The sequence below is a fragment of the [Bacillus] caldolyticus genome (assembly GCF_003595605.1).
In the GTDB taxonomy this organism is placed as follows: Bacteria; Bacillota; Bacilli; order Bacillales; family Anoxybacillaceae; genus Geobacillus; species Geobacillus thermoleovorans.
The window spans coordinates 3,021,160-3,045,490 of sequence record NZ_CP025074.1; the positions used below are offsets into that span (position 1 = coordinate 3,021,160).

Annotated in this window: 35 protein-coding genes and 2 pseudogenes; 31 read left to right on the plus strand and 6 right to left on the minus strand. The window is 45.4% G+C overall.

The genetic code is table 11. The features are described 5' to 3' along the window. The first annotated feature begins 364 nt into the window (after positions 1–364). Both CWI35_RS15610 and CWI35_RS15620 read left to right on the plus strand, forming a co-directional pair. Complete coding sequence (locus CWI35_RS15610; protein ID WP_011232016.1) at positions 365–508, plus strand: YrzI family small protein; 144 nt, start codon at positions 365–367, stop codon at positions 506–508. Between the two features lie 525 nt (positions 509–1,033). Further along, positions 1,034–1,387 (plus strand): annotated as a pseudogene (locus CWI35_RS15620) (sigma-70 family RNA polymerase sigma factor); the annotation flags it as partial. A gap of 15 nt (positions 1,388–1,402) precedes the next feature. Here CWI35_RS15620 and CWI35_RS15625 read toward each other — a convergent pair. The 3 genes from CWI35_RS15625 to CWI35_RS15635 all read right to left on the minus strand — a co-directional run bounded on the left by CWI35_RS15625 (position 1,403) and on the right by CWI35_RS15635 (position 3,078). Further along, positions 1,403–1,912 carry an ImmA/IrrE family metallo-endopeptidase gene (locus CWI35_RS15625; protein ID WP_025949299.1) on the minus strand — a complete coding sequence of 170 codons (510 nt, stop codon included), beginning with the start codon at positions 1,910–1,912 and terminating at the stop codon, positions 1,403–1,405. Positions 1,913–2,065: 153 nt separating this feature from the next. Further along, on the minus strand, positions 2,066–2,746 hold the full coding sequence (locus CWI35_RS15630) for a restriction endonuclease (protein WP_240432115.1): 681 nt from the start codon (positions 2,744–2,746) through the stop codon (positions 2,066–2,068). Beyond that, positions 2,743–3,078, minus strand: a complete 336-nt coding sequence (locus CWI35_RS15635) for a helix-turn-helix domain-containing protein (protein ID WP_025949297.1) — start codon at positions 3,076–3,078, stop codon at positions 2,743–2,745. The genes CWI35_RS15630 and CWI35_RS15635 overlap by 4 nt, the downstream gene beginning before the upstream one ends. A gap of 160 nt (positions 3,079–3,238) precedes the next feature. Here CWI35_RS15635 and CWI35_RS15640 point away from each other — a divergent pair, with 160 nt between their 5' ends. The 28 genes and pseudogenes from CWI35_RS15640 (at position 3,239) to ytvI (ending at position 20,977) form a co-directional block, all read left to right on the plus strand. Continuing rightward, the gene (locus CWI35_RS15640; protein WP_025949296.1) at positions 3,239–3,457 is read left to right on the plus strand and encodes a helix-turn-helix transcriptional regulator; all 219 of its coding nucleotides are present in this window, start codon (positions 3,239–3,241) and stop codon (positions 3,455–3,457) included. A gap of 42 nt (positions 3,458–3,499) precedes the next feature. Further along, positions 3,500–3,694, plus strand: coding sequence for a hypothetical protein (locus tag CWI35_RS15645; RefSeq protein WP_025949295.1), 195 nt, complete (start codon positions 3,500–3,502; stop codon positions 3,692–3,694). A 22-nt stretch (positions 3,695–3,716) separates the two neighbouring features. Further along, a complete protein-coding gene (locus CWI35_RS18715; protein WP_023634618.1) occupies positions 3,717–3,851 on the plus strand; it encodes a hypothetical protein in 135 nt (44 codons plus the stop codon). Positions 3,852–3,945: 94 nt separating this feature from the next. Beyond that, positions 3,946–4,158 (plus strand): hypothetical protein, encoded by a 213-nt coding sequence (locus tag CWI35_RS15650; protein WP_050437069.1) that lies wholly within the window; start codon positions 3,946–3,948, stop codon positions 4,156–4,158. A gap of 10 nt (positions 4,159–4,168) precedes the next feature. Then, positions 4,169–6,460, plus strand: coding sequence for a phage/plasmid primase, P4 family (locus CWI35_RS15655; protein ID WP_062898833.1), 2,292 nt, complete (start codon positions 4,169–4,171; stop codon positions 6,458–6,460). A 117-nt stretch (positions 6,461–6,577) separates the two neighbouring features. Then, complete coding sequence (locus CWI35_RS15660) at positions 6,578–7,006, plus strand: hypothetical protein (protein ID WP_025949292.1); 429 nt, start codon at positions 6,578–6,580, stop codon at positions 7,004–7,006. Positions 7,007–7,021: 15 nt separating this feature from the next. Further along, complete coding sequence (gene fbpA, locus CWI35_RS15665; protein WP_075261363.1) at positions 7,022–7,198, plus strand: Fur-regulated basic protein FbpA; 177 nt, start codon at positions 7,022–7,024, stop codon at positions 7,196–7,198. A gap of 902 nt (positions 7,199–8,100) precedes the next feature. After that, entirely contained in the window at positions 8,101–8,235 is a 135-nt protein-coding gene (locus CWI35_RS18720; RefSeq protein ID WP_256363766.1) for a hypothetical protein, read from the plus strand. Next, positions 8,229–8,369, plus strand: coding sequence for a hypothetical protein (locus CWI35_RS18345; RefSeq protein ID WP_162924030.1), 141 nt, complete (start codon positions 8,229–8,231; stop codon positions 8,367–8,369). Before CWI35_RS18720 ends, CWI35_RS18345 begins: the two co-directional genes overlap by 7 nt. Before the next feature lie 11 nt (positions 8,370–8,380). Continuing rightward, entirely contained in the window at positions 8,381–8,539 is a 159-nt protein-coding gene (locus tag CWI35_RS15675) for a hypothetical protein (RefSeq protein WP_023634628.1), read from the plus strand. Positions 8,540–8,543: 4 nt separating this feature from the next. Next, positions 8,544–8,759: a hypothetical protein gene (locus tag CWI35_RS15680; RefSeq protein ID WP_023634629.1), complete on the plus strand. Its 216-nt coding sequence runs from the start codon at positions 8,544–8,546 to the stop codon at positions 8,757–8,759. Between the two features lie 56 nt (positions 8,760–8,815). Then, positions 8,816–9,007, plus strand: a complete 192-nt coding sequence (locus tag CWI35_RS15685; RefSeq protein ID WP_023634630.1) for a hypothetical protein — start codon at positions 8,816–8,818, stop codon at positions 9,005–9,007. A gap of 64 nt (positions 9,008–9,071) precedes the next feature. Beyond that, entirely contained in the window at positions 9,072–10,145 is a 1,074-nt protein-coding gene (locus tag CWI35_RS18630) for a hypothetical protein (protein WP_240432117.1), read from the plus strand. A 10-nt stretch (positions 10,146–10,155) separates the two neighbouring features. Further along, the gene (locus tag CWI35_RS15695; RefSeq protein WP_156484086.1) at positions 10,156–11,931 is read left to right on the plus strand and encodes a fibronectin type III domain-containing protein; all 1,776 of its coding nucleotides are present in this window, start codon (positions 10,156–10,158) and stop codon (positions 11,929–11,931) included. Positions 11,932–12,087: 156 nt separating this feature from the next. Next, a complete protein-coding gene (locus CWI35_RS15700) occupies positions 12,088–12,561 on the plus strand; it encodes a hypothetical protein (RefSeq protein ID WP_047752754.1) in 474 nt (157 codons plus the stop codon). A gap of 1 nt (position 12,562) precedes the next feature. Beyond that, positions 12,563–12,844, plus strand: coding sequence for a hypothetical protein (locus CWI35_RS15705; RefSeq protein ID WP_062898830.1), 282 nt, complete (start codon positions 12,563–12,565; stop codon positions 12,842–12,844). Continuing rightward, positions 12,835–12,978 (plus strand): hypothetical protein, encoded by a 144-nt coding sequence (locus CWI35_RS18350; RefSeq protein ID WP_156484085.1) that lies wholly within the window; start codon positions 12,835–12,837, stop codon positions 12,976–12,978. The genes CWI35_RS15705 and CWI35_RS18350 overlap by 10 nt, the downstream gene beginning before the upstream one ends. Next, on the plus strand, positions 12,978–13,379 hold the full coding sequence (locus CWI35_RS15710) for a hypothetical protein (RefSeq protein ID WP_047752756.1): 402 nt from the start codon (positions 12,978–12,980) through the stop codon (positions 13,377–13,379). Before CWI35_RS18350 ends, CWI35_RS15710 begins: the two co-directional genes overlap by 1 nt. Next, positions 13,379–13,726, plus strand: a complete 348-nt coding sequence (locus CWI35_RS15715; RefSeq protein ID WP_047752757.1) for a hypothetical protein — start codon at positions 13,379–13,381, stop codon at positions 13,724–13,726. Before CWI35_RS15710 ends, CWI35_RS15715 begins: the two co-directional genes overlap by 1 nt. Next, positions 13,726–14,382: an ATPase gene (locus CWI35_RS15720; RefSeq protein ID WP_047752758.1), complete on the plus strand. Its 657-nt coding sequence runs from the start codon at positions 13,726–13,728 to the stop codon at positions 14,380–14,382. The genes CWI35_RS15715 and CWI35_RS15720 overlap by 1 nt, the downstream gene beginning before the upstream one ends. Then, a complete protein-coding gene (locus CWI35_RS15725; RefSeq protein ID WP_025949282.1) occupies positions 14,351–14,689 on the plus strand; it encodes a hypothetical protein in 339 nt (112 codons plus the stop codon). The genes CWI35_RS15720 and CWI35_RS15725 overlap by 32 nt, the downstream gene beginning before the upstream one ends. Next, a complete protein-coding gene (locus tag CWI35_RS15730; RefSeq protein WP_050437068.1) occupies positions 14,686–15,051 on the plus strand; it encodes a hypothetical protein in 366 nt (121 codons plus the stop codon). Before CWI35_RS15725 ends, CWI35_RS15730 begins: the two co-directional genes overlap by 4 nt. Further along, a complete protein-coding gene (locus CWI35_RS15735) occupies positions 15,035–15,286 on the plus strand; it encodes a hypothetical protein (RefSeq protein ID WP_025949280.1) in 252 nt (83 codons plus the stop codon). The genes CWI35_RS15730 and CWI35_RS15735 overlap by 17 nt, the downstream gene beginning before the upstream one ends. Before the next feature lie 192 nt (positions 15,287–15,478). Further along, positions 15,479–16,972 carry a recombinase family protein gene (locus tag CWI35_RS15740; protein WP_047752759.1) on the plus strand — a complete coding sequence of 498 codons (1,494 nt, stop codon included), beginning with the start codon at positions 15,479–15,481 and terminating at the stop codon, positions 16,970–16,972. Between the two features lie 28 nt (positions 16,973–17,000). After that, a pseudogene (locus CWI35_RS15745) lies at positions 17,001–17,387 on the plus strand (sigma-70 family RNA polymerase sigma factor); the annotation flags it as partial. Between the two features lie 197 nt (positions 17,388–17,584). Continuing rightward, complete coding sequence (locus tag CWI35_RS15750; RefSeq protein WP_011232012.1) at positions 17,585–18,853, plus strand: cation:dicarboxylate symporter family transporter; 1,269 nt, start codon at positions 17,585–17,587, stop codon at positions 18,851–18,853. A gap of 406 nt (positions 18,854–19,259) precedes the next feature. Next, positions 19,260–19,871, plus strand: coding sequence for an undecaprenyl phosphate transporter UptA (locus CWI35_RS15755; protein ID WP_119877912.1), 612 nt, complete (start codon positions 19,260–19,262; stop codon positions 19,869–19,871). A gap of 80 nt (positions 19,872–19,951) precedes the next feature. Next, positions 19,952–20,977, plus strand: coding sequence for a sporulation integral membrane protein YtvI (gene ytvI / locus CWI35_RS15760; protein WP_011232010.1), 1,026 nt, complete (start codon positions 19,952–19,954; stop codon positions 20,975–20,977). 132 nt (positions 20,978–21,109) lie between these two features. On the opposite strand, the gene motB is transcribed toward ytvI, so the two are convergent. From motB to pssA, 3 genes are all read right to left on the minus strand, one after another. Continuing rightward, on the minus strand, positions 21,110–21,889 hold the full coding sequence (motB, locus tag CWI35_RS15765) for a flagellar motor protein MotB (protein ID WP_013524187.1): 780 nt from the start codon (positions 21,887–21,889) through the stop codon (positions 21,110–21,112). Then, positions 21,882–22,673 carry a flagellar motor stator protein MotA gene (gene motA / locus CWI35_RS15770; RefSeq protein WP_011232008.1) on the minus strand — a complete coding sequence of 264 codons (792 nt, stop codon included), beginning with the start codon at positions 22,671–22,673 and terminating at the stop codon, positions 21,882–21,884. The genes motB and motA overlap by 8 nt, the downstream gene beginning before the upstream one ends. 174 nt (positions 22,674–22,847) lie before the next feature. Then, positions 22,848–23,387 carry a CDP-diacylglycerol--serine O-phosphatidyltransferase gene (gene pssA / locus CWI35_RS15775; protein WP_014196390.1) on the minus strand — a complete coding sequence of 180 codons (540 nt, stop codon included), beginning with the start codon at positions 23,385–23,387 and terminating at the stop codon, positions 22,848–22,850. Between the two features lie 123 nt (positions 23,388–23,510). On the opposite strand from pssA, the gene CWI35_RS15780 reads away from it, so the two are divergent. Further along, on the plus strand, positions 23,511–24,305 hold the full coding sequence (locus CWI35_RS15780) for a phosphatidylserine decarboxylase (protein ID WP_011232006.1): 795 nt from the start codon (positions 23,511–23,513) through the stop codon (positions 24,303–24,305). Positions 24,306–24,331: the final 26 nt, after the last annotated feature.

Sequence of the window (24,331 nt, forward strand, 5' to 3'; positions counted from 1 at the left end):
GGCCGAAAGGCGGGTTTTTGTTTAGCCACCATGCTGGCGTTCAAGGGAAAGCAAGCTTTTTGCCTATTTTGCAAAAAAACGGTTTACAATGGAAATAATTTTGGATATAATTGCCTACGTAGCATCATTTCCAAAGGGAGGTCGAAGACAATGACAATGATGATGTGGACAACAGTAACGCATCCATTCTATCAAACGGCTATTCGACCTTCCGCCGACCGGGAATGAACGTGCACCGATGACGAAAAACAGCGATCAGGCCGCAGAAGGGGAGTAGTCTCGCTTTCTGCGGCCTTTTTGTACGCTTAGCCGCAGAAACGCCTTCCTTCTGCGGTTTTTTTGCATGGAAAGGAGGTGAGGGGGTATGACGATCCATTTGTTTTTTATCACGATCACGATTGAGCGGAGAAAGCCGCGGCAACGGAACATCGAAGAGGAGCGGTTCGCGCGTGCAGCTGAGGAGGAGTTGCTTGACCGCAAATGTTCCGCTCATCAACGGTTGTTTTAAAACAATGGAGATGAAAGGGGAGAAGATTCATGTCAATTGTACCAGTATGGCTTGTGATGTGGATGAAACAGACGGGAGACTCGACTTGACTCAGGCTAAAGGGGGGATATCGGTGCTCCGCGTGCTGTTGTTGACGGTCGAATTTCACGAATTGTTCAAAATGTGGCGGAAGCGCTCCTTGTCTTCTTTGGTAAAATAAAATCTAGAAGAGAAGGTCAAGGAGGGAACGGGGATGTTCGCCATTGTCATGTCGATCATCATTACCGCGTCGATTGCGCTTGTTGTCGCCGCGGAAGTCAGCGTTGAGGCAAGAGCGTAAGCACGGCGGTTCTTCTGCATCGGGAGGGGGATAAGCAGGCGGACCGCATCAGCAGAACGTTGGCATCAATCGTTTTTGATTGGTCAGGTCATTGCCGGCTCATTTCGGGCCGGTCTATTTTTGTCGTAAAGACACGGACAACATCGCCCCTGCATATACATAACGATAGGCGGTTTCCGCCGATGACAGCAGGCGGGGGTGAGAGCATGTCCGGCATTTTCACGGCGTTTACGTTTCTGTTGAAAGAGCTGACGTTTCTTGTCTCGTATATTAAAAACAATGCGTTTCCCCAGCCGTTAAGCGCTCAAGAAGAGGAAAAGTATTTGGCGCTGATGGCAAAAGGCGACGAGCAAGCCCGCAACCGGCTCATCGAACACAACTTGCGCCTTGTTGCCCACATTGTGAAAAAGTTTGAAAATACGGGAGAAGAGGTCGAGGATTTAATCTCCATTGGCACGATCGGCTTGATCAAGGCGATTGAAAGCTATTCGCCGGGCAAAGGAACGAAGCTGGCAACGTATGCGGCTCGATGTATCGAGAACGAAATCCTAATGTCGTTAGTGTGCGGAAATAAATTACAATCTATAATATAACGAATTTTCCGCGCAAATCTGCAACATTTTGTTTTCAATGTAATCTAAACGAGTGGCGCATACATCAACCGGCATTTTAAACACATCCTGCATCTCACATAATATAAAATCTCGTTTTGCTGATAAGTCAATATATGTAAGCATGTGATAAGGAATTGCCGCGAATAGCATAAACCGGTTCGCCTGGATTTCTTGGTAATCTCGAAATGACTTGGACATGTTCAACTGATCCCCCACGTGCAACAATAAATGTCCAAGTTCATGAAAAAACACTTCACGCCGTTTAACAGAATCAAATCGCAAGTCTTTATGCAGCCCAATAATGCGGCAATCACTCCAATAGCCGAATGATCTTGATGCATAAACGATAGCAATGTCAAAGATATCCGCTAAATATTGCTCGTCGAGCTGATACGGATACAAGATGCCATGCTGTTTATAAACGTTTGATATATGCATTTCCAGATCGCCAGGCTTATATAAATAGTTCATTTCTCCCTCAACCTTTGTTGTATCATTTGCCTTTAATTATAGAAACATACGTTCTTTTTTGCAAGAAGAACATGGTATAATGATGGGAAATGAGAGGATGTGGAAGATTATGGGGAATGCGAAGCATCTTAATAGTTCCGAAAGCCACTCTCTCTAGGAGTGGCTTTTTTGGTGTTTTCTTGCTTGACGTTCTCTCCAGGGCAAAATTTTTGTTTCAACATATGTGATGTCCGATGTTCGCATTTTTCGCATATCGGCTTCCACGAGTGCAGCATTTGTAAATGTCCCAGATGTAATAAACCATGTTCCGATGCAGCCATGGTTCTTCTTGGCGCTGTCAAGTTCACGTATATCTTTAACCGTCACCTGGCTTTTGGAACGATAGTAGTGCTTCACTTGTACCGCTATCTTAAGACCGTCTGCCTTATTAGTGACAACGATATCGACGCCCCCGTCTTTTGCCTCAGGTGTTTTGATCGGCTGCCAGCCGGTTGATTTTAAGTATAAATACACAAGTTGCTCGAATTCCAACCCTGATAAATGCTCAAGTGGCGTTTGCAAAATAACGTGATCCGAACGAACGCCGTATTTTCCAGTTGCCGTTTTGATGCCTTTCTTGGACTCCGATATTTTTTTCTGAGGGGATTGTCTTTTCCTTGTTGAAGATTTGACAGGGATTAATGATTCAATCAGGGCGACAACAAAGGCTGTTCCAAAAATCAAAAGTCCTAAGAAAACATATGGATTGTTAAACTTTGAACGGATAAGAAAAATGACAACCAAAAAAGTGAATCCGCCTAATCTTGCCAGCGTTTGTCTATCTCGTTTATTCATGATTTTTTCCTTTCTTGCTGGGCTCTCCATTTTACGTATTCAATGTGTTTCTTTATTTCATCGATTTCTTCTTCAGTTAATCCTTCGGTGTCGAAAAAGAATAGATTTGTTTGTTTTTTAGATTCCACTGTTGTCTTGCCGGTCAGCAAATAATCTGTTGAAACCTCAAATAGATCAGCAAGCTTGAGAAGCGTTTCATAGTCAGGTTCTCTTTTTCCTTGTTCATACATTGCATAGGTAGTACGGCCTACGCCAATCTTTTTTGCTACATCTTCTTGCCTCATATTCAATTTACTTCTAAGTTCCTGTAAACGATTCCCTAAATCGACCATTGTCAACATCCTCCTTAGGTTTAATTATAGTCACAAAAAGTGACAAAAAAATAATTTACACAAATAGTGTATTTTGATATTGACATTACACGAATTGTGACATATACTTTGATTAACGATACGCGTTTTGTGACTTTACTTTAAAGGAGGTGATAACCTAATGAGGAAATGGCTAAAAAACATGCGTCTAAACAAAAAGATGACTCAAAAAGAACTCGCTGAATTAGCTGGGATTTCAAGAAGTACTTACGCTATGATTGAAAACGGCCAAAGAAATCCCAGTGTCGAAGTGGCAAAGCGAATCGCCAACGTTCTTTCTTTCGATTGGACATATTTTTTTGAGGATAAATGTCACATTTCGTGTATTGCGACTGCATAATTTAATGCCTATACATCCATTGTATTGAAAAGGAGTGAGAGAGTGAGAGTAAAAATTTCGCTCATCGTTGAGGAAAAAGAACACGTCAACAGAGCAATCGGATGCATTGATCATATGCTCGATGCAGTCATGACAAAAGATTACAAAGCTGCACGGCAAGTCATTAAATCGTTTGAGTCTGTGTTGGACAAGTTGCAAGAGATCGAGATGAAAAAAGCTCGAAACATGGGGCTATAAGGGTGGTAAGGGGGAAACTTGGATGAAAGTAACGATCATAAAGGGACCAATGTTCAGCCAAGTGGAGAAAGATGTGTATGCATACTTGGCTCAAGTCTTGCCCGATGAATATAAAAAAGTGCAAGAAAGACGGAGCGCTGATGAAAAAGCGTCATAAAAAAAGCAGCAAGCGCCCTAACGCTCACTGTCCTAAAAAATATGCCTATTAAAAATATAACATAACGAAGAAAGTCCAAAAAGGGGGACTCCGAATGGTGACAAAACAAAAGGCCGATCCGATGCAAAAATATGTTCCGATTGTAATGCGGTGGATCGAGGAAGCGTTTGATATGACCGCTATCCAAGTCGAAGATTTTTCCGTGTTTCCAGCAGGAAAGCTGATCCGCGATGAAAACGGACACACCATGGTAGTGTTTTACGATGTTTGGACTGATCAAGTGAAATATACATTCCCGAAAAAGTGAGGATCACAGTATGCAGGCAGCACTTGACTTTCAAATGAGTCTTGAGAGGCTTTTTCCATCAGCGAAAAAGCCCCTCAAGATTATTCGACTGATTGGCTATTCACGGATGAACAATGAATCTGATCCGCAAAAAGCATACAGTGTCGCGAAACGGCCTTGCATGAAGGGATGGCAAGATCTAAATCGCCCAGGCATGACAGAAGGAGAGATTCGTGCCTGGTTGCGGCAAAAAGGGTGGACAGGTCTTGTTATTCCAGACGGGTATGACGTTATTGACATCGACGAGCAGGAAGAAGGGGAGATGCTTCTTAAGGCGCTTTTGCGTGAAGGATATAAATTTCATGCGATTCGCACAATACGAGGCTTTCAATTTTTCTTTCGTTCGACAGGGAAAATCAAAGGACAAGACGCGACAGTGCTCATGGCTGGCGGCTTTGTCGGCGACTATCGGCTTTCCGGGCGCGGTCAAGTGGTTCTTCCAAGCGAAAATACAGGCGGACGCGAATGGGTACATATTGCCGACGGAGAACTGTCGCCGATGCCAATTTTCTTTGAACGCTTAAAAAAAATTGACAAAGCGCAACGCCCGTTTCCAATCCCGATGCCCGAGGGTGGACGTAATAATGCGTTATTTTCCCATTGTTGCCGTCTGGTTGAATTTGGTTACACCCAAGAACAAGTCCGTGAAATAGCCAGCTTCCTAAATCGCTATTTTTTTCTTCCTCCATTAGACCAGCGTGAATTTGCAAACACATTAAATAGTGCATTGAAACATGAACCAAGTGGAACGGACTATTTTGCACCGCTACCGATGCCTTCTCCATCGCGAAAAGAAGGGAAAAAGTTCAACCTAACGGAAATGGGCAACGCCGAACGACTTGTCGCGCGGAACGGTCAAAACTTGCGCTATTGCGTCGAATTTGAGGAATGGCTCATCTGGGATGGAAAAACATGGGTAGAGGACAAGAAAAAGCAGATTGAACGCATTGCAATTCGGACGTTTCGCGAAATGTATGCAGAAGTAGCACAAGAAGAAAATAACGATGCACGAAACGAACTGCTGAAATGGGCGAAAGCAAGTGAAAAAAGCTCCGTATTCCTCAACTCAATCGCCAGGGCGGAAGCGATGTTGCCGATCAGCCAGGATGAGCTGAACAAGGATAAATTTTTGCTGAATTGCGCAAATGGCGTGGTGGATTTACGGACAGGAGAATTGTTGCCGCACGACCGCAAATATATGATGACTAAAAATACGCATGTGAATTATGATCCAAATGCAAAATGCCCTACGTGGATTGCATTCCTAGAGTCCATCTTTCGTGATGGTGATGAAGTTAAGCGAGACATTATCGAGTTTTTACAAAAAGCGATCGGATACGCACTAACGGGTGATATATCCGAGCAAGTCGTCTTCTTTTTATGGGGAACGGGGCGAAACGGTAAATCAACGTTTATCAACACTGTCAAGGCGTTGCTAGGAGACTATGCAAAACAGACGAACTCCAATACATTCACGGCAAAAATGAACGATTCAGGGATCAATAACGATATTGCCCGACTGCATGGAGCACGTTTTGTATCAGCCGTTGAGAGCGAAGACGGCCAGCGCCTCAGTGAATCGCTCATCAAGCAGCTGACGGGAGGCGAACCGATCACAGCCCGTTTCCTACGCAAGGAATTTTTCGAATTTGTGCCTGAATTCAAGATTTTCTTCACGACAAATCATAAGCCAATCATCAAAGGCGATGATGAAGGGATATGGCGACGTATTCGTCTTGTGCCATTCACGTATACGATCCCAAAAGAACAGGTAGACAAGCATCTACCTGAAAAATTGCTGAATGAGCTTCCAGGCATTTTGCGTTGGGCTGTTGAAGGATGCTTGAAATGGCAAAAAGAAGGTTTAGGCGAGCCGGACGAAGTGAAAAACGCGACGGATGAATATAAAGAGGAAATGGATCTGCTCAGCAATTTTTTGAATGATTGTTGTGTGATCCATCCAGGAGCAAAAGTCCAGCTGAACGAGTTGTATAAGGAATATATCAGCTGGTGCGAGGAAAACAGTGAAATCCCGTTGAAAAAGCAAAAGTTTTCTGCGAGATTGGTGCTGCGCGGATTCGAAAAACGGAAATCCACCGGAAACAAAACATTCTTTTTCGGCATCGGTCTTTCCGCTGAAAGTTATAAAGTTACCTCCAGTTACTCAAATTCCGGTAAATCGCCTATAGGCGATAATTTTGAGGAAATACCGAAAAATAAGTCACTTGAGGTAACTAGTAACTTAGTTGAGGAAGAAATATAGTTACTTAGTTACCATGAGTTACCCGTTTTTAGGAATATTCTCTATGGGTGAATTATACGGAAAATACCCCTTTTTAAGTAACTTGAAGTAACTAAGTAACTGATAAGGGGGAGTTATATGTTATATAACATTTTTTACAGATTAGAAAATCTAAATATTCAAATAAAAGTAAAAAACAACAAAATCAGCTTGCTTTATAAAGATGGGAGCTTGCCAATGGATTTAAAAAAACAAATCCAGCAGCACAAGGAGGAAATCAAAAGGCGGTTGGAAGAAAATGAACAAGCCCGGCGGTATGGATTTTTGATATATGCGTATGGAGAGCTTTATGAGTTCCGATATGGGAAAGGATCGTACTTGTTTATTGAGCGGGAAGGAAATAAAGCTATCGTTTGGCGAGGAAGCTACATTCACGGTGATCCCCGTCCGTATCGAATAAAAGTTTTAGCTAATCGCGTTCCTTTTCATCATGCATTGGCCGAAGCAGTTGGTTTCATAGAATGGCTAAAAAGGCAGGAAGGACGAGCAAATATATATTCTCTATAAAGAAGGGGGAGTAACATGACTGCTTTTAAATTATACTTACGCGAGGCGATCGAACAAGTTAGGGTTAAACGGATTGAGCAGTTGCAGGCTGCGGGGTACAGAAAAACTGTTGAGGGGCGTTTATTGGATGAATTAACGCTGTCAGAACTGAATCACGAATATCATTGCCTTAAAGAACAAAAGGGGAAATGAGGAATGTTTCGATTTTTTTGCGAACAGTGCGGATTTGAAATTTGGAGCATCGAGGTAATTCCAAAACTAAAATGTCAATGCGGGATATATTCCCAGTGTGAAGAAAAGGAGTGTGGGATCAATGAATAGTAAAGTAAGAGACTTCTTGGAGACAGTAGTCTTCTCCGGCTTGTTTCTGATTATCATGGGAGGATTCATCTGCTATCTAGTCCGGTGATGGAGGTGTGAAAAATGTATTTGTCCCAGGTGAAATCAAATGGCAAGCGATATATTTATCTGTGTGTGTATGATGGTAGTCAGGAATATTCAACGAGACGCGAACGGCGAGTATATGCCTTCGGGGAGGCTAGGCAGGCGTTGAAGAAGATGCGCCGGTGGAAAAGGAAATTTTATGAGTTTCCACAAGAACTAAAAGAACTTGGATGTTCAGAACAAGATTTAAACGACTGGATTACAACGATTGAAACGGGGAAAACAAAAACGGGAAGGAATTTTATAGTAAACGTGTAAGTTTTTAAAGATATTATATATATCTATAAAAATGCACGACGCGGTTTTTAATGTTTTAATCTATACGGAGAATAAAGCAGAATTTTATAAAAGGCATGTTGGCCGGGCGAAGCTGTCTTCGCCCGGTTTCTGCACTGATATGACCAAAATTTTTTGGTGATATGAAAGAGCCAAGCAGGCTTGTACATTTAAATTGTGAGGGGTGAATATTATGAATGGCCAATCATCCAATATTACATATGTTGAGATGCGCGGACATACCGTCATCGAAACGAAAGAAGGAAATATTGTGGTCATACATGAGATCACCCTTGGCGATGTCGTCATTTCTGTTATATTAGCGGCTATGTTGATTTTTATGGTGTTAGAGCGATTTATGAGGAGGTAGGATGATGTACAGCCTGATTTTTGCGACTCCTAAAGATATTTTAGGTGCCTACCTCGTCATCATCGGATCGTGCTTGATATTGCATCCCATTGTGATGTTTTTGGTTTCAGCTCTGAAAGGGGCGAAACAGCGATGGTAACCACAGGAACGCTGGTTGCCTATGCATTTAAGGTTGTATTTGGTAACGGCGATGTCATCACTGCGTTAGCATCCTGGGCGATTTTTTTGACATTCTGTTTCGTGGCGACGGCGATTTATCAGGCGATGAGATAAGGAGGGAGAAAATGTCCAGTATCGGGAATGTGTTCGATTGGTCGTTTTTTTGGGGTGTTTTCGGATTTTTATTGAAAACTGTTGCTCCCTTCGTCATGCTTGTCGTCGCCATTGTCGCCGTCGGGATGCTGTTGCATGGCGTGATCGTGGCGATCAGATCGAGGTCGTGATAAGATGCCACAGTTTCAGACGTTTTTTACGCCAGCGAGGTTGGATGAGTTTTGGTATTACGTCAAATGGATTTTGTTTTATGCGGCACCTGCCATTATGATCATGGCAGCGGCCGGTGCTATATCGCTGTTGATCCCGGTCATTAAAAAAAGTTTTGCCAATGAAAACGAGATCAACAGACAGGATGAGACTGATGATTATGAAATACGACGGTATTAGGTTTCAACTAGCATTGCTAGTGAAATAAATCTTATTAAATCAAGGAGGAATCATTCATGCCTGCTTTAGGTGCCGCTATTGATCTTTCTGGGCTGACGTTGCCGTTTTCGGTTTCAGATTTAATCGGCAGTGTCAACAGCCTCATTTCTTGGGTGGGTCCGTTTGTGTTGCTTGCCTTGGCGCTTGGGTTCGCACCGAAAATCATTTCTTTTATCAAGTCTATTTTTGGACGCGCCACGGCTAAGTAATGAGCCAAAAAAGGGGGATGTCACTGTCCCCCTTTTTTAACATAGGGGGCGTGGGATATATTATATGGTTAAAAAAATGACATTGATGATTTTAGCCATAGCGGTTGCATATGTGATGATCTTGCCCGATCGATCGTATGCAGCTGATGCAGTATGTTCAAACGGCGAATGTATCTATGGATATTTTGGATCCCAAAGCGGCGATGCAATCCTTTGGGCAGACAGTATATATCATGACGACAACTGGACAAGGGTAAAAATTCAAGGATCCGGACAAGGTGCACTGCAATGGTTTGATGCGTCGGGGAATTTATTGGGATCATCAGCCTTGGCTGGATTTTCTGATTATAACTTTCCTCCAGGAGCAAAAGGTTTTAGGATTCGGGCATCAGTAGGAGAATTTCATGCGTTAGAGGCATGGTCTGATAATGATTTATCAAGGCATGTAGTTTTTATGGGGGCTGATTCGGCTGGAAACAGCTGTATTGGTTGCGACCTATTCAATTGTCCTGGATGGAGTCAGTATATGGGGAAGCTCAATGAAATTAGAGATGCCATCCCTCCTGCGCCGAACTGGAACCAAGTCGCGGCCATTTTTCGCGATACGATTGTGCCGAAACTTGTAGCCGACCTTGAAGTGATGTTGGGAACAGCGCCGTCACCGCCTGCAGAGCCGCCAGATCTCCCGGGGGTGGACACACACGGCATTGAGAATAAAGTGCCAAGCATGCCTGATTCAGGATTGGATACATCGGGATTTACGAAAGATCGTATCGAGAGTGAAGCGCCGGAAATTGAATTTCGTGAAGACGAATCGGGAGGCTTCGATATTGTGAATCCGATAGATACTTTGCCGCCGTTGCCGGACAAGATGCCGGAGCCGGGAAACACGGATGCAGGGGGATGGGATGCCGGACATCCACAACAGCCGGATGACCAGCCAATGCCGATCCCAAAAGACCAAAGCGGGACACCGGACACCGGCAACGCGCCGATACCAAGCCAAAACAGCGACACACCGCCAAGCCCCGGTGACAACGGCGGCAACGCGCCAATACCAAGCCAAGACGACGGCATACAAGGATCAAAATACTACAAAAAACACCCTGATGATCCGGATGGGAGTGGGGGGAGGTAGTGATTAAACAATGCGGGTAAGAATAACTTTTATAGTTTGTATATTTTTTATTTCATTTTCTTTTTTGAATTCTGCTTTTGCGGCTGTAACGAGCGGTTACGTCTCTCCTGTCGTTATTAATTCTGTCAGCCCTGTAGCGGGATATAACCCCGAAAATTCTGTTGATAGTAATCTGACTTCATATACTAATTTGGGGGGGAATGGATATATCAAATATCTAATTCCTTCTGGTTCGAATTCAATGAAAATACATCTCAGAACTACTAACTATCCAGTAAACCAATATTTGGGATCATATAGAATTGTGTTTTCTAATTCTCAAGGAGTAGTTTGGGATAGTGGTAATATTAAAATTTATACAACTAGTTTAATTGCGTATGATTTTGCTATTCCGGACAAGGCTACAGAAGTCACAGTCTATTCTACATCTTACGCAGATTACTTTCCGCTGCTGGTTTATGAGGTTGAAATGACGGTGCCAATTGACAAAACACCACCACATGAAGTGACAAATCTAGTCACAACGTCATCTACTACAACGATTTTGCTTACCTTTAATAAACCTACTGATAGTGATTACACAGGAACTAGATTGTATGTAAATGGGGTTTTAGTGAAAACTTTGGGGAGTACCACAACATCTTATAGATTAACCGAATTAAAACCTAATACCACATATAATATTAGAATAACGACGTTCGATACGAGTAACAATGAATCAGAGGGGATAACAACATCGGTAAAAACTCCACCGCCGCCCGATGTTGCGAACTTGATTTTATCTCCCTCTCCCTATTCGATTTTTGCAAAATGGATAAATCCAGATGATCCTGACGGCTTAGGATTTATCGGCAATGATCTTTATTTAAACGAAAAACTCATCACATCTTTGGATAAAAACACAACGACGTATACATTTACTGATCTGAGTCCAAACACATCCTACACAGTAAAAATTGTTTCGAAATACAATGGAGGATATTCATCGTCAGGACAGACAGCAACCGCAAAGACAACAATACCGATAGAAGATATCACTGACCTGCAAGCCGACGCAAAATACGACCGTGTGAAGTTATCCTGGAAACTTCCAGATAGCGAGTTTTTCTCGCATGTGAAGATATATCGAAAAAAGATAGAACAACAATCGTTCTGGGATCAACTTTTTGGCGCGACAGCTGTTTCCGCCGCTACGACATCGGATGGCTATACGCCGATGTTTGAAACAAACGGAACGTACTGGACGGACTTGACGGTCACACCGGACACGACGTATTCGTATAAGGTGACATCGGTCAATATAGAGGGAAATGAGTCGCAAGGGGTAACGATCGAAACGAAAACACCGTCAGAGCCTGCTCCGGTCTTAACTGGTGTGGCGACAACGCAAAACGAAAACGGCGACTATATCGTTACATGGACAAGCCCCACAAAAGGATCAGTGAAAGTACTGATCGGTGGAAAGAGTTATACAGTAGTTGATGCAGCATCCCAGCAAGTAATGATTAAAAAAGAAGATATGAAGACGGACTTCTTTGGAGGATATGACGCAAAATTAGTGCCGGTCGGACAATTTGGGACAGAAGGACAGGCTGTACAAGTGCCAGCAGTAGGGAAGAAAATTGAATTCCCCATAACATTCGATGATTTCATGAAAACTGTTGTTAACATTCTCTCCTGGGCGGCTCCGCTGATCTTAGTGTTGTTTGTATTCATTTTTTGGAGGCCATTTATTGCATTTTTGCGAAAAACGATTTTCGTAAAAGGAGGGCGTATGAAGTCATGAATGTCAATATCGTACAGGAGGTCATTGAAATCGTGTTTCAACGGTACATGCCATATATTACGCCCATCCTATTTATTTTCGCAGTAGCAATGTTCGGTGAAAAGCTGATTGGGCTGTTATATAGTCTGATTCGCAGGTGATAAGCAAGTGATAACGATGATTTTTGTGCCGTTAGTAGTATCAGGCATACTCGGCGATGCGTTTGGTAAGCTCTTTGATGTCATATGGTCAGTCATAAAGTGGATAGGGCGACTGTTAAAAAAGCTGTTTCAAGGGCTTATTGATTTAATCGTCGGGTTTTTTGAAGTCATTTACGCGTTGATTGACGGGATGCTGTACTTTTTGTATAAAATCGGCGTTCTAGCTGTAAAGCTGTTTTTGCTGTTTTTCGAGCTGGCGAAAATGATTGTTTCGCTGTTTGTTGGCTTTGCAAAAACGCTTGCCAGTCTTGTATATGTTCCGCGCGGCGGAAGTGGAAACGGCTATTCTGAAATGTTAGGCAAGATTTTTGCGGCGATGCAGCCTTTGAAGTTGGAGCCAATCGCCTATATATTACTTTTTATTTTGTGGATGTTTACGGCTGTGGCAGCGATCAAGTTGCTGTCGTCGATCAGAGTAGGGGGAGATTGATGTGAACATTAAAGAGGCCATACACAGTTTCATTGATAAAATTTTCAATCCCCCGATCACATTTTTAGATATGGGTATAGAGAAGCTTCGCGCTGTTGGACAATTAACAGCACAAGGGCTGAATGTCGGAAAATACCTATCGGTATTCGGAGATTTGCCAACAGCCTGGCAGCTTGTCGTTTCATCAGCGCTAGCCTCCGTGGTCATTTTAGGATCATTGCTGATTTTCAGGTCAGTTATGCGCCTATATTACAGTCTGAAAGAAGGTGTGAAATGGTGGTAGATGCGTTTTTCTATATGTTTACGCTAGGCGCTGGCGCTGCGGCCGGCGTGGGTGTTATTGCATTTCTTGGGTGGAAAATTGTTCAATTTTCAAATAGAAAAGCGAAAAAACAGCAAAGAAGGGCGGTAATCTGATGGGATTGCTAAAGAAAAAGGAAAAGGACGAGTTTTTTCCAGGGACAAACGACATATTGATTGTGTTTGACGACGAACAAAAAACGAGTGATATACAGCGTATTGACGAAATTCGCGACGGTGCAGTGTATGTGACAGGCAAATATAAAGTGCCAATACATGACTGTGAGATTACGACTGGACCTGAGGGACGACACTTTTTCTATCGCGCTCCGTCGCGGTCGGTACAGGAAACACAACGCCTGGCAGAGCTAGAAAAAAGTATCGTACTGCGACAAATCACGTCTTATCGTCCGCCAGAGCCACCAAGCCAACTTGATATGACAAAAATCCTTTTATTCGGGCTTGTGTTCTTTGCGTTTATCATTATTGGCATTTCCAGCTGCGGAGGAGGATCGTGATGCAAAGCAATGCCGAAAAGTTACAAAGCGTCATTTCCGATGACTTGTTTCCGCAAGTGCAGCACATATCGGACGTCAAACAAGTCCTCGAAGAAATGACGACAAAGGCGCAAGAGCTGCAAGAGTGGCAAATTAAAGCGATTTTGCTGCTCGAAAGTCTTTCGAGGAATAAATACTTGCATGGAAAAACCGATCCGTATCGTGAAATTATCAACTTTATCATGCAAGGTAAGGTTCTTGTCGCTGATCCGCAATATTACATTGATACAATCGAAGCGCTTATTCCTAAACCGCCGAAGCCGGTCATTGTCGCGCCGAATGGCGTTGAGAAGGGAGGGAAACGGTAGTGGCACATCATTTCTTCATACAAGGTCCGCTCGGCGCTGGGAAAACATTGATGATGTCGCTTTTAGCTCATCACTGGCGTGAAAAGGTGCGTGCGCGTGGCGGTGATATTCAACTTTTTTCAAACTACGGCTTGAAAGATTCGATTCCTCTTGAACACTATACCGACTGGTATAAGGTAGCAGAAGCGCAAGGCAGCATTTGTTGCTGGGACGAAGCGCAAATGGCGTTTTCAAACCGCAAATGGTCGAAATACGGCGCGACGATCGCCACAGAAGTTATGATGTTTACGCGAAAAATGAAGAGCGTACAAATATATTGCTCGCCGTCAATCAACAACGTGGACAGTCGCATCCGGCAGATCGTCGAGGTTTTGATTAATGTCCGAAAGATTGGCGACCGCGGTTTTGCAATCCATTTTACGGATTATCAGACAGGTGAATTTATGCATAAACAGTTTTTGCCGATGTGGAAGGCGAAGAAAATATTTAAACTCGGACTATATGACACAGACACAATGGTGCTAGGGTTTCCGTTGCCGTCTACCGAACGAGAAGGGAACGAATTTTTCAGGACTCTTGAGGAAATACATGAGAAATCGCGTCAAACCGTAAGGAGGGCTGCCCGTGAACTACTCACTGGTGCCGGAGCACTATAAAGATAAAGATCCGCGTACATTGTTGTATCATTTTCCGTCGATACCGGTTGTGAAGTTCGCGAAAATCACACAGAAATTCTATTTTTTCAAACAGCTTGAAATCGCGCAAGACATCGTAAATCGCATGGGCTATATTTTACTTCCGTCCGCCTGTATGCACTGGGAACGAGTAAAGCAGTTTGCTGATAGGCGCATTAGGATCGGACGAAACTCCTTTTTTATGATGCGTCCTAATGAGCTGACAGAGTCTGAACGTCGCAAGTTACAAGAATATCTCGACGAAATAAAAAAAGGGGAGAAATCATGAAGATTCAATTGACAAATACGGAAGTAGGCATGTTATTGATTCACATGGGGATAATGCGCAAAGAAATCAAAAAGGCATTGAAACGAAATTATAGTTTTTTTGAGGCAAAAAGACAGCTTGCTTGTTACGATTCGATCATTGACCTGCTTGGACGTGTTGTCGATGATACTAAGAAGCTGTGTGATATAGAATTTTCAGATGAACAGAAAGAAATGCTGGCGTCATTCATATATTCGTACACCACGATCATTAAGCAGGAGGCCGGGCGTGAGAAGATTGATGCCAGTGATATTTTGCAGGCGTTTGAAAAAATAGCTGCTCGATTAGAGGGAGGGCGGCATGCATATGCTGAAACTATTTAAACAACTGGATTTTTGGCTAAGCCTAGTTATGGCCTTATGTGGCATTGCACTGAGCTATATCATTGTTCCGTATTTATTCCCCGATGTAATGGAAGGCATGTTTGCAACGTGCTTACTAACTGGTCTGTTTATCGGCGAATTTTTAGGGGAGACGAAACATTTGATGAAAGCAATAATTAACGAAAGAATAGCAACAAAGGAGCATATACATGAAATCAGACCTGACAACAGGTAGCATGTGTGGACATGTTATCTGTTTTTTTTGTTTGGTCATTTGTACAAACGATAAGCGCATATCCTTCAGCAAGAGGGGGTATGCGTATGCGCGTCCGCATCATATATGGGGAGCATACTGACAAGGCAATTAAGGACTGCTATCATTATTTAATAAAGATATACATGTTAAGAAGGGAGATAGCCCAAAAAGATGAAGGCGATCTACGCAAGAGTATCGACGGAGGAATCAGCTCAAAAGGGGTATTCGATCGCTCACCAGATTGATGAGGCCAAGAAAAAAGCAGGAACAGACCAAGTGCTGATATATACGGATGAAGGCTACTCCGGGGAATTTTTAGAGCGCCCAGGGCTTGAAAAGCTGCGGGATGATGTAAGGAAAGGGCTTATTGAGGCCGTTATCGTTTATGATCCCGATCGCTTAGCGCGAAATCTTATGCATCAGTTGCTCATTGACGATGAGCTGCGCAAAAATAACGTTGAACTCATTTTTGTGAACGGAGAGTACGAAAATACGCCTGAAGGCAAGCTGTTTTTTTCACTCAGGGGAGCTATCGCCGAGTTCGAAAAGGCTAAGATCAGAGAGCGAACAATGGCAGGCAGGTTACGAAAAGCGAAAGAAGGCAAGATTGTCAAAGATGATAAGATTTATGGCTACGATTATGATAAACAAACGGGCCAACTTGTGATAAACGAAGAAGAAGCAGAAATTGTCCGATTTATTTTCGACAGTTTTATCGGCCAGGATCGTTTTAAAGGGATCAATGGGATTGCTCATTACCTGACGGAGAAAAAAGTGCCAACGAAAACAGGTAAAACAGTCTGGCATCGTCAAGTGGTGCGGCAAATCCTGATGAATGAAACGTATATGGGGAAAAGGCCGCAAAACAAGTGGAATACGGAGGGAATGATTGCAAACCGGTATCGCAAGGATCAGAAAGTGCCCATGACGTTGCGCCCAAAAGAGGAATGGATTTATGTCGATGTGCCTGCGATCGTTACGGAGGAACAGTTCAGGAGAGCGCAAATCCTGTTAGAACAGTCCAGGCGCCGATATGCTAAAACGACCAAGCATAAATACTTGCTGTCCGGCTTATTGCGTTGCGCCCAGTGCGGCAATACGATGACAGGGCGATATACGAAGAATTGGGGGAAGTATTATCGCGAGTATACGGACATAAAGAACACAGCAGGCGCTAAGTACAGGGGCTGCGGGATGACTGTTAGAGCGGACGAAATTGAAAAAGTTGTATGGTCTCATTTAATGGACATATTCAACAATCCCGATCGGTTACACGATTTCCAGCCTGAGAGAACAGATGGCAACTTTGAAAAAGCAGAGCTCGACAGGCTGGCGAAAGAAATTGAACGGGCCAGGAAAGGGCGTAAACGCCTGTTAAACCTTGTGACAATATCCGACGATATTGACTTAGAGGAAATCAAAGAGGAAATCCGTCGTCTGCAACAGCGGGAGAAGGATTTAACAGAGCAATACGCTCAGTTGGAACAACAATTAAGGGCACTGCAAGATACAAAACCTAGCGAGCATATATTACGTGAAGCGATAGACTTTTTCATGCGGCATAAAGATGAATTAAGCTTTGAGACAAAGCAAGCAATAGTGCGCAAAGCGATCAAAGAAATTCGTGTACTTGACAAAGATGATATTGAAATTATTTTGTTTTGATTTACATTTATTTCCGCACACTAATGACATTAAAAACGAAATCCTGATGCACCTGCGTTCATTAAAAAAAACGCGCAAAGACGTCTCGTTGCATGAGCCAATCGGCCAGGACAAAGAAGGAAACGAAATCAGCCTGCTTGATATTTTAAAAGCCGAAGGCGAAGACATCGTCGATGAAATCCACTTGAACATGGAGCTCGAACAAGTCAAACAATATATCAGCGTGCTTGATGAGCGGGAAAAAGAGGTGATCATCAATCGCTTTGGCCTCGGTCGGCAGCGGGAAAAAACGCAGCGTGAAATCGCCAAAGAGCTCGGCATCTCGAGAAGCTATGTCTCGCGCATTGAAAAACGGGCATTAATGAAAATGTTTCACGAGTTTTATCGGCAGGAAAAAGAAAAACGGCGGTCATAACAAAAGCGGGTTGCTGGTGCAGCGACCCGCTTTTTCAGTAGTGGAAGAATAGAAATTATTTTAAAAAACTGAATTCTTTCATTTATATCCTTTGATGAAGCGATTTCAATCAAAAATATTGACAGATTTTATTTTTAAAAGTAAAATAATTTTGTCGTCTTTTGTCTAAATTTGTCTAAAGGAGGCGAAAAAGCATCATGCGCAAGATCGGCTTGGCATGGCAAATTTTCATCGGCCTTATTCTCGGGATTATGGTTGGGGCCATTTTTTACGGAAGCCCTAAAGTAGCGACGTATTTGCAGCCGATCGGAGATGTTTTTCTCCGTTTAATTAAGATGATCGTCATCCCGATCGTCGTCTCGAGCTTGATTGTCGGCGTCGCCAACGTCGGTGATGTGAAAAAGCTCGGAAAGTTGGGCGGCAAAACGATCCTTTATTTTGAGATCATTACGACGATTGCCATTATCGTCGGCCTCTTGGCAGCGAACATTTTCCAACCAGGCGTCGGCGTCAATATGAAGTCGCTTGAGAAAACGGATATCCAGTCGTATGTCGATACGACGAACGAAGTGCAGCACCATTCGATGGTTGAAACATTTGTCAACATCGTGCCGAAAAACGTGTTTGAAGCGCTGTCGACCGGGAATATGCTGCCGATCATCTTCTTCTCGGTGATGTTCGGGTTGGGCGTAGCCGCGATCGGTGAAAAAGGGAAACCGGTGCTTCGCTTTTTCCAAGGCACAGCGGAAGCGATGTTTTATGTGACGAACCAAGTGATGAAGTTTGCGCCGTTTGGCGTTTTCGCCTTGATCGGCGTGACGGTGTCGAAATTCGGCGTCGCTTCGCTCCTTCCGCTCAGCAAGCTTGTTGTGCTCGTTTATGCGGTCATGGCGTTCTTCGTGTTGGTGGTGCTTGGCGCTGTGGCCAAATTGGTAGGTACAAATATTTTCCATATTATAAAAATCTTAAAGGATGAATTAGTGCTTGCCTATAGCACGTCGAGCTCGGAAACCGTGTTGCCTAAGGTTATGGAAAAAATGGAGAAATTCGGTTGTTCAAAGGCTGTAACATCCTTTGTCGTTCCGACCGGCTATTCGTTCAACTTGGATGGGTCGACGCTCTATCAGGCGCTGGCGGCTGTCTTTATCGCTCAACTGTACGGCATCGACATGCCGATTTCGCAGCAAATCTCGCTTGTGCTCGTTTTAATGGTGACGTCCAAAGGGATTGCCGGTGTCCCAGGCGTATCGTTTGTCGTCTTATTGGCGACGCTTGGCACGGTTGGCATTCCAGTTGAAGGATTGGCGTTTATCGCCGGCATCGACCGCCTTTTGGACATGGCGCGCACAGTGGTCAACGTCATCGGCAACTCGCTGGCGGCGGTTGTGATGTCGAAATGGGAAGGGCAATATAACGAAGAACAAGGAAAACAATACATCGCTGAGCTGCAGCAGCAAAGCGCCTAAGAGAAAAGTGGCTCAGATGTGTTGATTAACCAATAATAACTATGTATATAGATGCAACAAAGAAGTTTAACATATCCTTGACAGAAAAGTGGTTTGCCCATTTTCGACTGTCGAAGGCAAGCGTGTGGCTTGCCTCCGTCACGCCTTAGCGTGACGGAAGACCGAACAACGCCGCTTCACAGACCCATTCATGGGTCTGGAAGCGGCGCTGTTCGGTCACTCGACAGTCGGATGCAATGACCGGCAAAGACGAAAAATGTTAAAGCTTTAAATTGCATCTATATAGATGATCATCGACACTCGTGAAAGCGGCTGAATGATCAGCCGCTTTTCCCGTTTTGTTGGCAAGGAACGTATAGTATAATGAAAAAATGGACAAGGAAGCGAAAGACAAGGAGGAAAAACGGTGCACGAAGTCATTCAATCGATGTTTTCCTTTTTGACCAGTTTAGGCTATGTCGGCATCGCTCTCGCCTTGATGGTGGAAGTGATCCCCAGCGAGATCGTGTTGGCTTATGCCGGTTATTTGGTAGCGCGGGGGGATGTCTCATTTGCTGGGGCCGTGGCAGCTGGGACAATAGGCGGCACGGTGGCGCAGTTGTTTTTGTATTGGATGGGCTACTATGGCGGACGGCCGTTTCTAGATCAGTATGGGAAATATGTATTGATCCAGAAAAAACATTTGGATGTGGCGGAACGCTGGTTTGCGAAATTTGGCCCCGGCGTCATTTTCAGCGCCCGGTTTATCCCCGTTGTCCGCCATGCGATTTCGATCCCCGCCGGCATTGCGCGGATGAAGTGGTTGCCGTTTGCGATTTACACGGTGTTGGCCATCATCCCATGGTCCATCTTGTTTATTTGGTTGGGAGAGCAGCTTGGCCAACGATGGCGGCAAATTGACGAGATGGCGGCGCCATACGTCCGACCGGCTATTGCAGCGGCGGTGGCGGTGGCGGCGATTTACATCGTTTGGCAACGACGACGCCGCGCTGCAGATGAAAACGAGCGCATGAAATAGTTGCCCGTCCGCATGCTGTCGGCTATATTTATACATGAACCATCTTTTGGCTAAATTTTTATGAAAAATGAGGGACGAACGTGAAACGTTGGATTATCATTGCGTTGCTATTCGCTGTGGGGCTATGGCTTGTGCCATACAGCGTGCCTCTTCTTTTCGCACTTGCGACCGCGCTTTTGCTCGAGCCGTCCATCCGCCGATTGCAAGAAAACTATAAGCTGAAGCGCGCGCACGCCGTCACGGTGATTTTTTCATTGTTCATCATCATTCTTGGGCTTTCCCTTTACTTTCTAGTCGTGATTTTTGTGCAACAAGTGATGGCGCTCTCGCAAAAACTGCCTTATGTGCTAAACGAAGCGACGAAAGTGCTCGACCGCCTCATTCAAACGTGGCAGTCGTATTCCAGCTCCATTCCGCAGGAAATCATCGATTCGCTTGAACGCGGCGTCAATACCGTCGAGCAAATGCTTTTGTCGTTTGCGACCAACTTGACGCAGTCGCTCGTCCATTATATTGCCGCCATTCCGGCGTTTTTGATTCATTTTTTAGTGTATTTGATCGCACTGTTTCTCATTTGCCTCGATTTGCCGCAGCTGAAGCAAGGCATGCGCCGCTATTTGTCCGAACGGACCGAACAGCGGCTTGGGATGGTCGTCGCCCAGCTGAGCAAAGCGGGGATCGGCTTTTTAAAAGCGCAGTTTTTGCTTAGTTTAATTACGTTTTTCCTCGCGCTGGCTGGCCTTTTCGTGTTGGGGGTCGACTATGCGGCGTTGATGGCGCTGGTCATCGTCGTCGTTGATATTTTGCCGATTTTAGGAACGGGTTCCGTGCTTGTTCCGTGGGGGCTCATCAGCATGGCGAACGGCAACAATACGCTTGGCATCGGGCTCATCGTGCTGTTTGTCGTCATCACCGTCGTGCGCCGGATCATTGAGCCGAAAGTGTTTTCCACCAATTTGGGCATTTCCCCGCTCGCCGCGCTCGTCAGCGTCTATCTGGGGTTTCAGCTGCTTGGCTTTATCGGGTTGTTCGTCGGGCCGGTCGTTGTCATTTTGGTTGAGGCGCTTGCCAAAGCCGGAGTCATTAAATGGACGATCAAGCTTTGATTTTTTCGAATAAAGGTCTTTGCGGACGAAGGAGGAAAAACCGGCGAACCGCCGGTTTTTCTGTTTGGACATGGAAAAGAGAGTTTTGGCAAAGCGACGGCTAAAGAAAACCGCCCGCTGAAGGCGCGGCGGTCACTGAGTGGATGTGGACGAATCATTGACGTCGGTGCGCGGCAAAATTAAAATTTCGACACGCCGGTTTTTCATCCGCCCGGCAGCGGTGGCGTTGGAGGCGATCGGCTTGTATTCGCCATACCCTTTGGCGCTGAAATAGCGCGGATCGAGTTGCTTGTTTTCAAGCAGCACTTTCATGAAATTGACGGCGCGCATGACGCTCAGCTCCCAGTTGGAAGCAAATTTCTCATTATGGATCGGCACGTTGTCCGTATGGCCGCTGATGATGATATTGCGCGGCGGGTTCATGACGAGCAAAGCGGAGATTTCCGCCGCAAGACGCCGGTCTTTCATGCGCACTTCGGCGCTGCCGGAGTCGAATAAAATATCATCCAAAATGGTAATCGCGAGCCCTTCGTCCGTCAAGGAAGTCTGCAGTTTTCCCGTCAGCTTGTTGTCGTGGATGTAGCTGTCGATTTTCGCTTTGATTTGCCCTAATTCTTCTTTTTCCTTTCCGTTTACGGCTGGGGAAGGCTGCTTTGCTTGATGCCGTCCTTCTTCGTCTTGGGCCGGTGGAGTGATCGGCTCGATCGGGCTTTGAAAGTCAAGAACACCCGTTCCGCCGGCAAAGGCGGTGCTAAAGGCGCGCGCAATTTCTTGAAACTTCTTTTGGTCGATTTGGCTGCTCGCAAACAAGACGATGAATAGGGCGAGCAATAGCGTCAATAAATCCGCGTACGGAATCAGCCATGCCTCGCTCATATGGTCGTCATGCTTGTTCTTTTTTTTCTTAGCCATTGGCCGTTTCCCCTTGCACCAGCGCTTGGCGCCGCTCGTTTTCCGGCAAGTATGAGGCGAGTTTTTGTTCGATCATGCGCGGGGCTTGTCCTTCCAAAATGGACAGCACCCCTTCAATCATGATGTAGCGCACGCGCGCCTCTTCCTTCGATTTCCGCCGCAGTTTGTTGGCAAACGGATGCCAAAGCACATAGCCGGTGAAAATGCCGAGCATCGTGGCGACAAAAGCGGCGCTGATCGCCTTGCCGAGCTCGGCGATGTTTTCCATATTGCCAAGGGCGGCAATCAGGCCGATGACGGCCCCAAGCACCCCGAGCGTCGGCGCGTACGTGCCTGCTTGGGAAAAAATCGCGGCATTCGCTTCGTGGCGCTCTTCCATGGCGACGATTTCCTCTGTCATGACATCCCGGATGAACTCTTGCGTTTGCCCATCGATTGCCATGCTGAGTCCGTTGCGCAAAAACGGGTCGTCAATGTCGTCCAATTTCGCCTCGAGCGCCAGCAGCCCTTCGCGGCGGGCGATATTCGCCCAATCGACGAACAGCGGAATCAGTTGTTCGACCGTCGGCGTCGTTGATTCCGTGAAAATGACTTTGAAAAGCTTTGGCACTTTTTTAATTTCGTGCGTCGGAAAGGCGATGACGACCGCTGCCGCCGTCCCGACGAGAATGATGAGGATGGCGGCCGGATTGATCAATACAGCAGGCGAAACGCCCTTAAAGTACATGCCCAGCCCGACGGCAATGACGCCAAGGATGATGCCGATGACCGATGTTTTGTCCAAATGAATCCCCCCGCTTTTTCCATACGAACGATCTACGCCATTGGGCGTTTTTATGAAGAAACCATATTTATCATATACTGAATATAGGAGGTTGAAAAGGGAAAAAGGTGTGACATGAGACGCAAAAAGCCGCCCGCTCCATTAGGATGACGGAAAGGGCAGCTCCGGTGATCATCATATTTTTTTCAGTTTAAACGTGCCGACCATTAAAAACGATAAAATGAGCGCCAAAAACATAAACGATTGCGGCGGGAAGTACGGGATGGCTAAATAGCCGAGCGTCATCAGCACCCCGGCGGCGGTGATCGGCAGCCCCGCAAAGTAGCCGTTGTTTTCTGTGATGTTGAAGCGAGCGAGGCGGAAGGCGCCGCAAGCGATGTACAAAACGGTGAATACCGCGCCGGGCGCGCCGAACTCATGGAACAAGCCTTGGTACATCAGCAAGGCGGGAGCGACGCCGAAGGAGACGATGTCGCTCATCGAATCGAGCTGCTTGCCAAGTTCGGATTCAATGTTCATCTTGCGCGCCACAGCGCCGTCAAAGCGATCGACAAACGCTGCTAAAAAAACGAGCAGCACGCTCATATGAAGCTGCCCTTTCAGCGTAGCCAGGACGGAAAAGCCGCCAAGCGACAGGTTTGTCATCGTCAAAATGTTTGCCACGTTTGCTTTCAGCTTTTTTAACGTATAATCTAAATAGTCCGATAAGAACAAGTTTCCCCACTCCTTTTCCAACAGAAAACGCCAAAAGAAAATTCTACTACCATTATACTCATTTTGGCGGTAATATGGAAGGTAGTAACGAATGGCGATGTTGCGCTACTGGAGGGAACGTGCTTGCGAAAATGGCTTTATCGTTTGTTCATCGAGCTGACCAATCACTCGCTTTCTTCAAAGCTGCTCGCTTCGTTTGCCAAATCGCGACTCAGCGGGCTATTGATATCATCGTATGCAAAAATTTATCATATTAACCAAGACGAAATGGAAAAAAGCTTAAAAAATTATAAGACGTTGCAGCAACTGTTCGTCCGCCGGCTGAAGGCTGGGGTGAGGCCGGTCGACGCTGATGAGCATACGGTCGTCAGCCCGGTCGACGCCGTCATTGAAGACATGGGCACGATTCGAGAAAACTGCGAAATGATCGTCAAGGGAAAGCCGTATTCCATTGCAGAAATGCTCGGCAGCGTTGAAGCGGCACAACCGTATGTGAACGGGTTCTTTTTTATTCTGTATTTAAGCCCGAGTCATTATCACCGCATCCACAGCCCAATATCTGGAGTGATCGAAAAGCAGTGGGCGCTCGGCCGCAAGTCGTATCCGGTCAACCGTCTTGGCTTAAAATATGGGCGTCGGCCGCTCGAGAAAAATTACCGCCTCATCACCGAGGTCACAGCCGGCGGCAAGCGCTTGGCGATCGTGAAAATCGGCGCCATGTTCGTCAACAGCATTGAATTGACCCATGAGGGTGAGCAGCTTGTAAAAGGAGAGGAAATGGCGTATTTTTCGTTCGGTTCAACGGTCGTCTTGCTGTTTGAACGCGGAAGTTTCGCCCCTGACCCGCGCATTGTTGCGCCCATGCCGATCAAAGTCGGCGAGCGGCTCGGCTATTGGTGCGAGGCGCATGAGCGCTAAGGCTTTCCGAAACAAAAAAAGCCCGA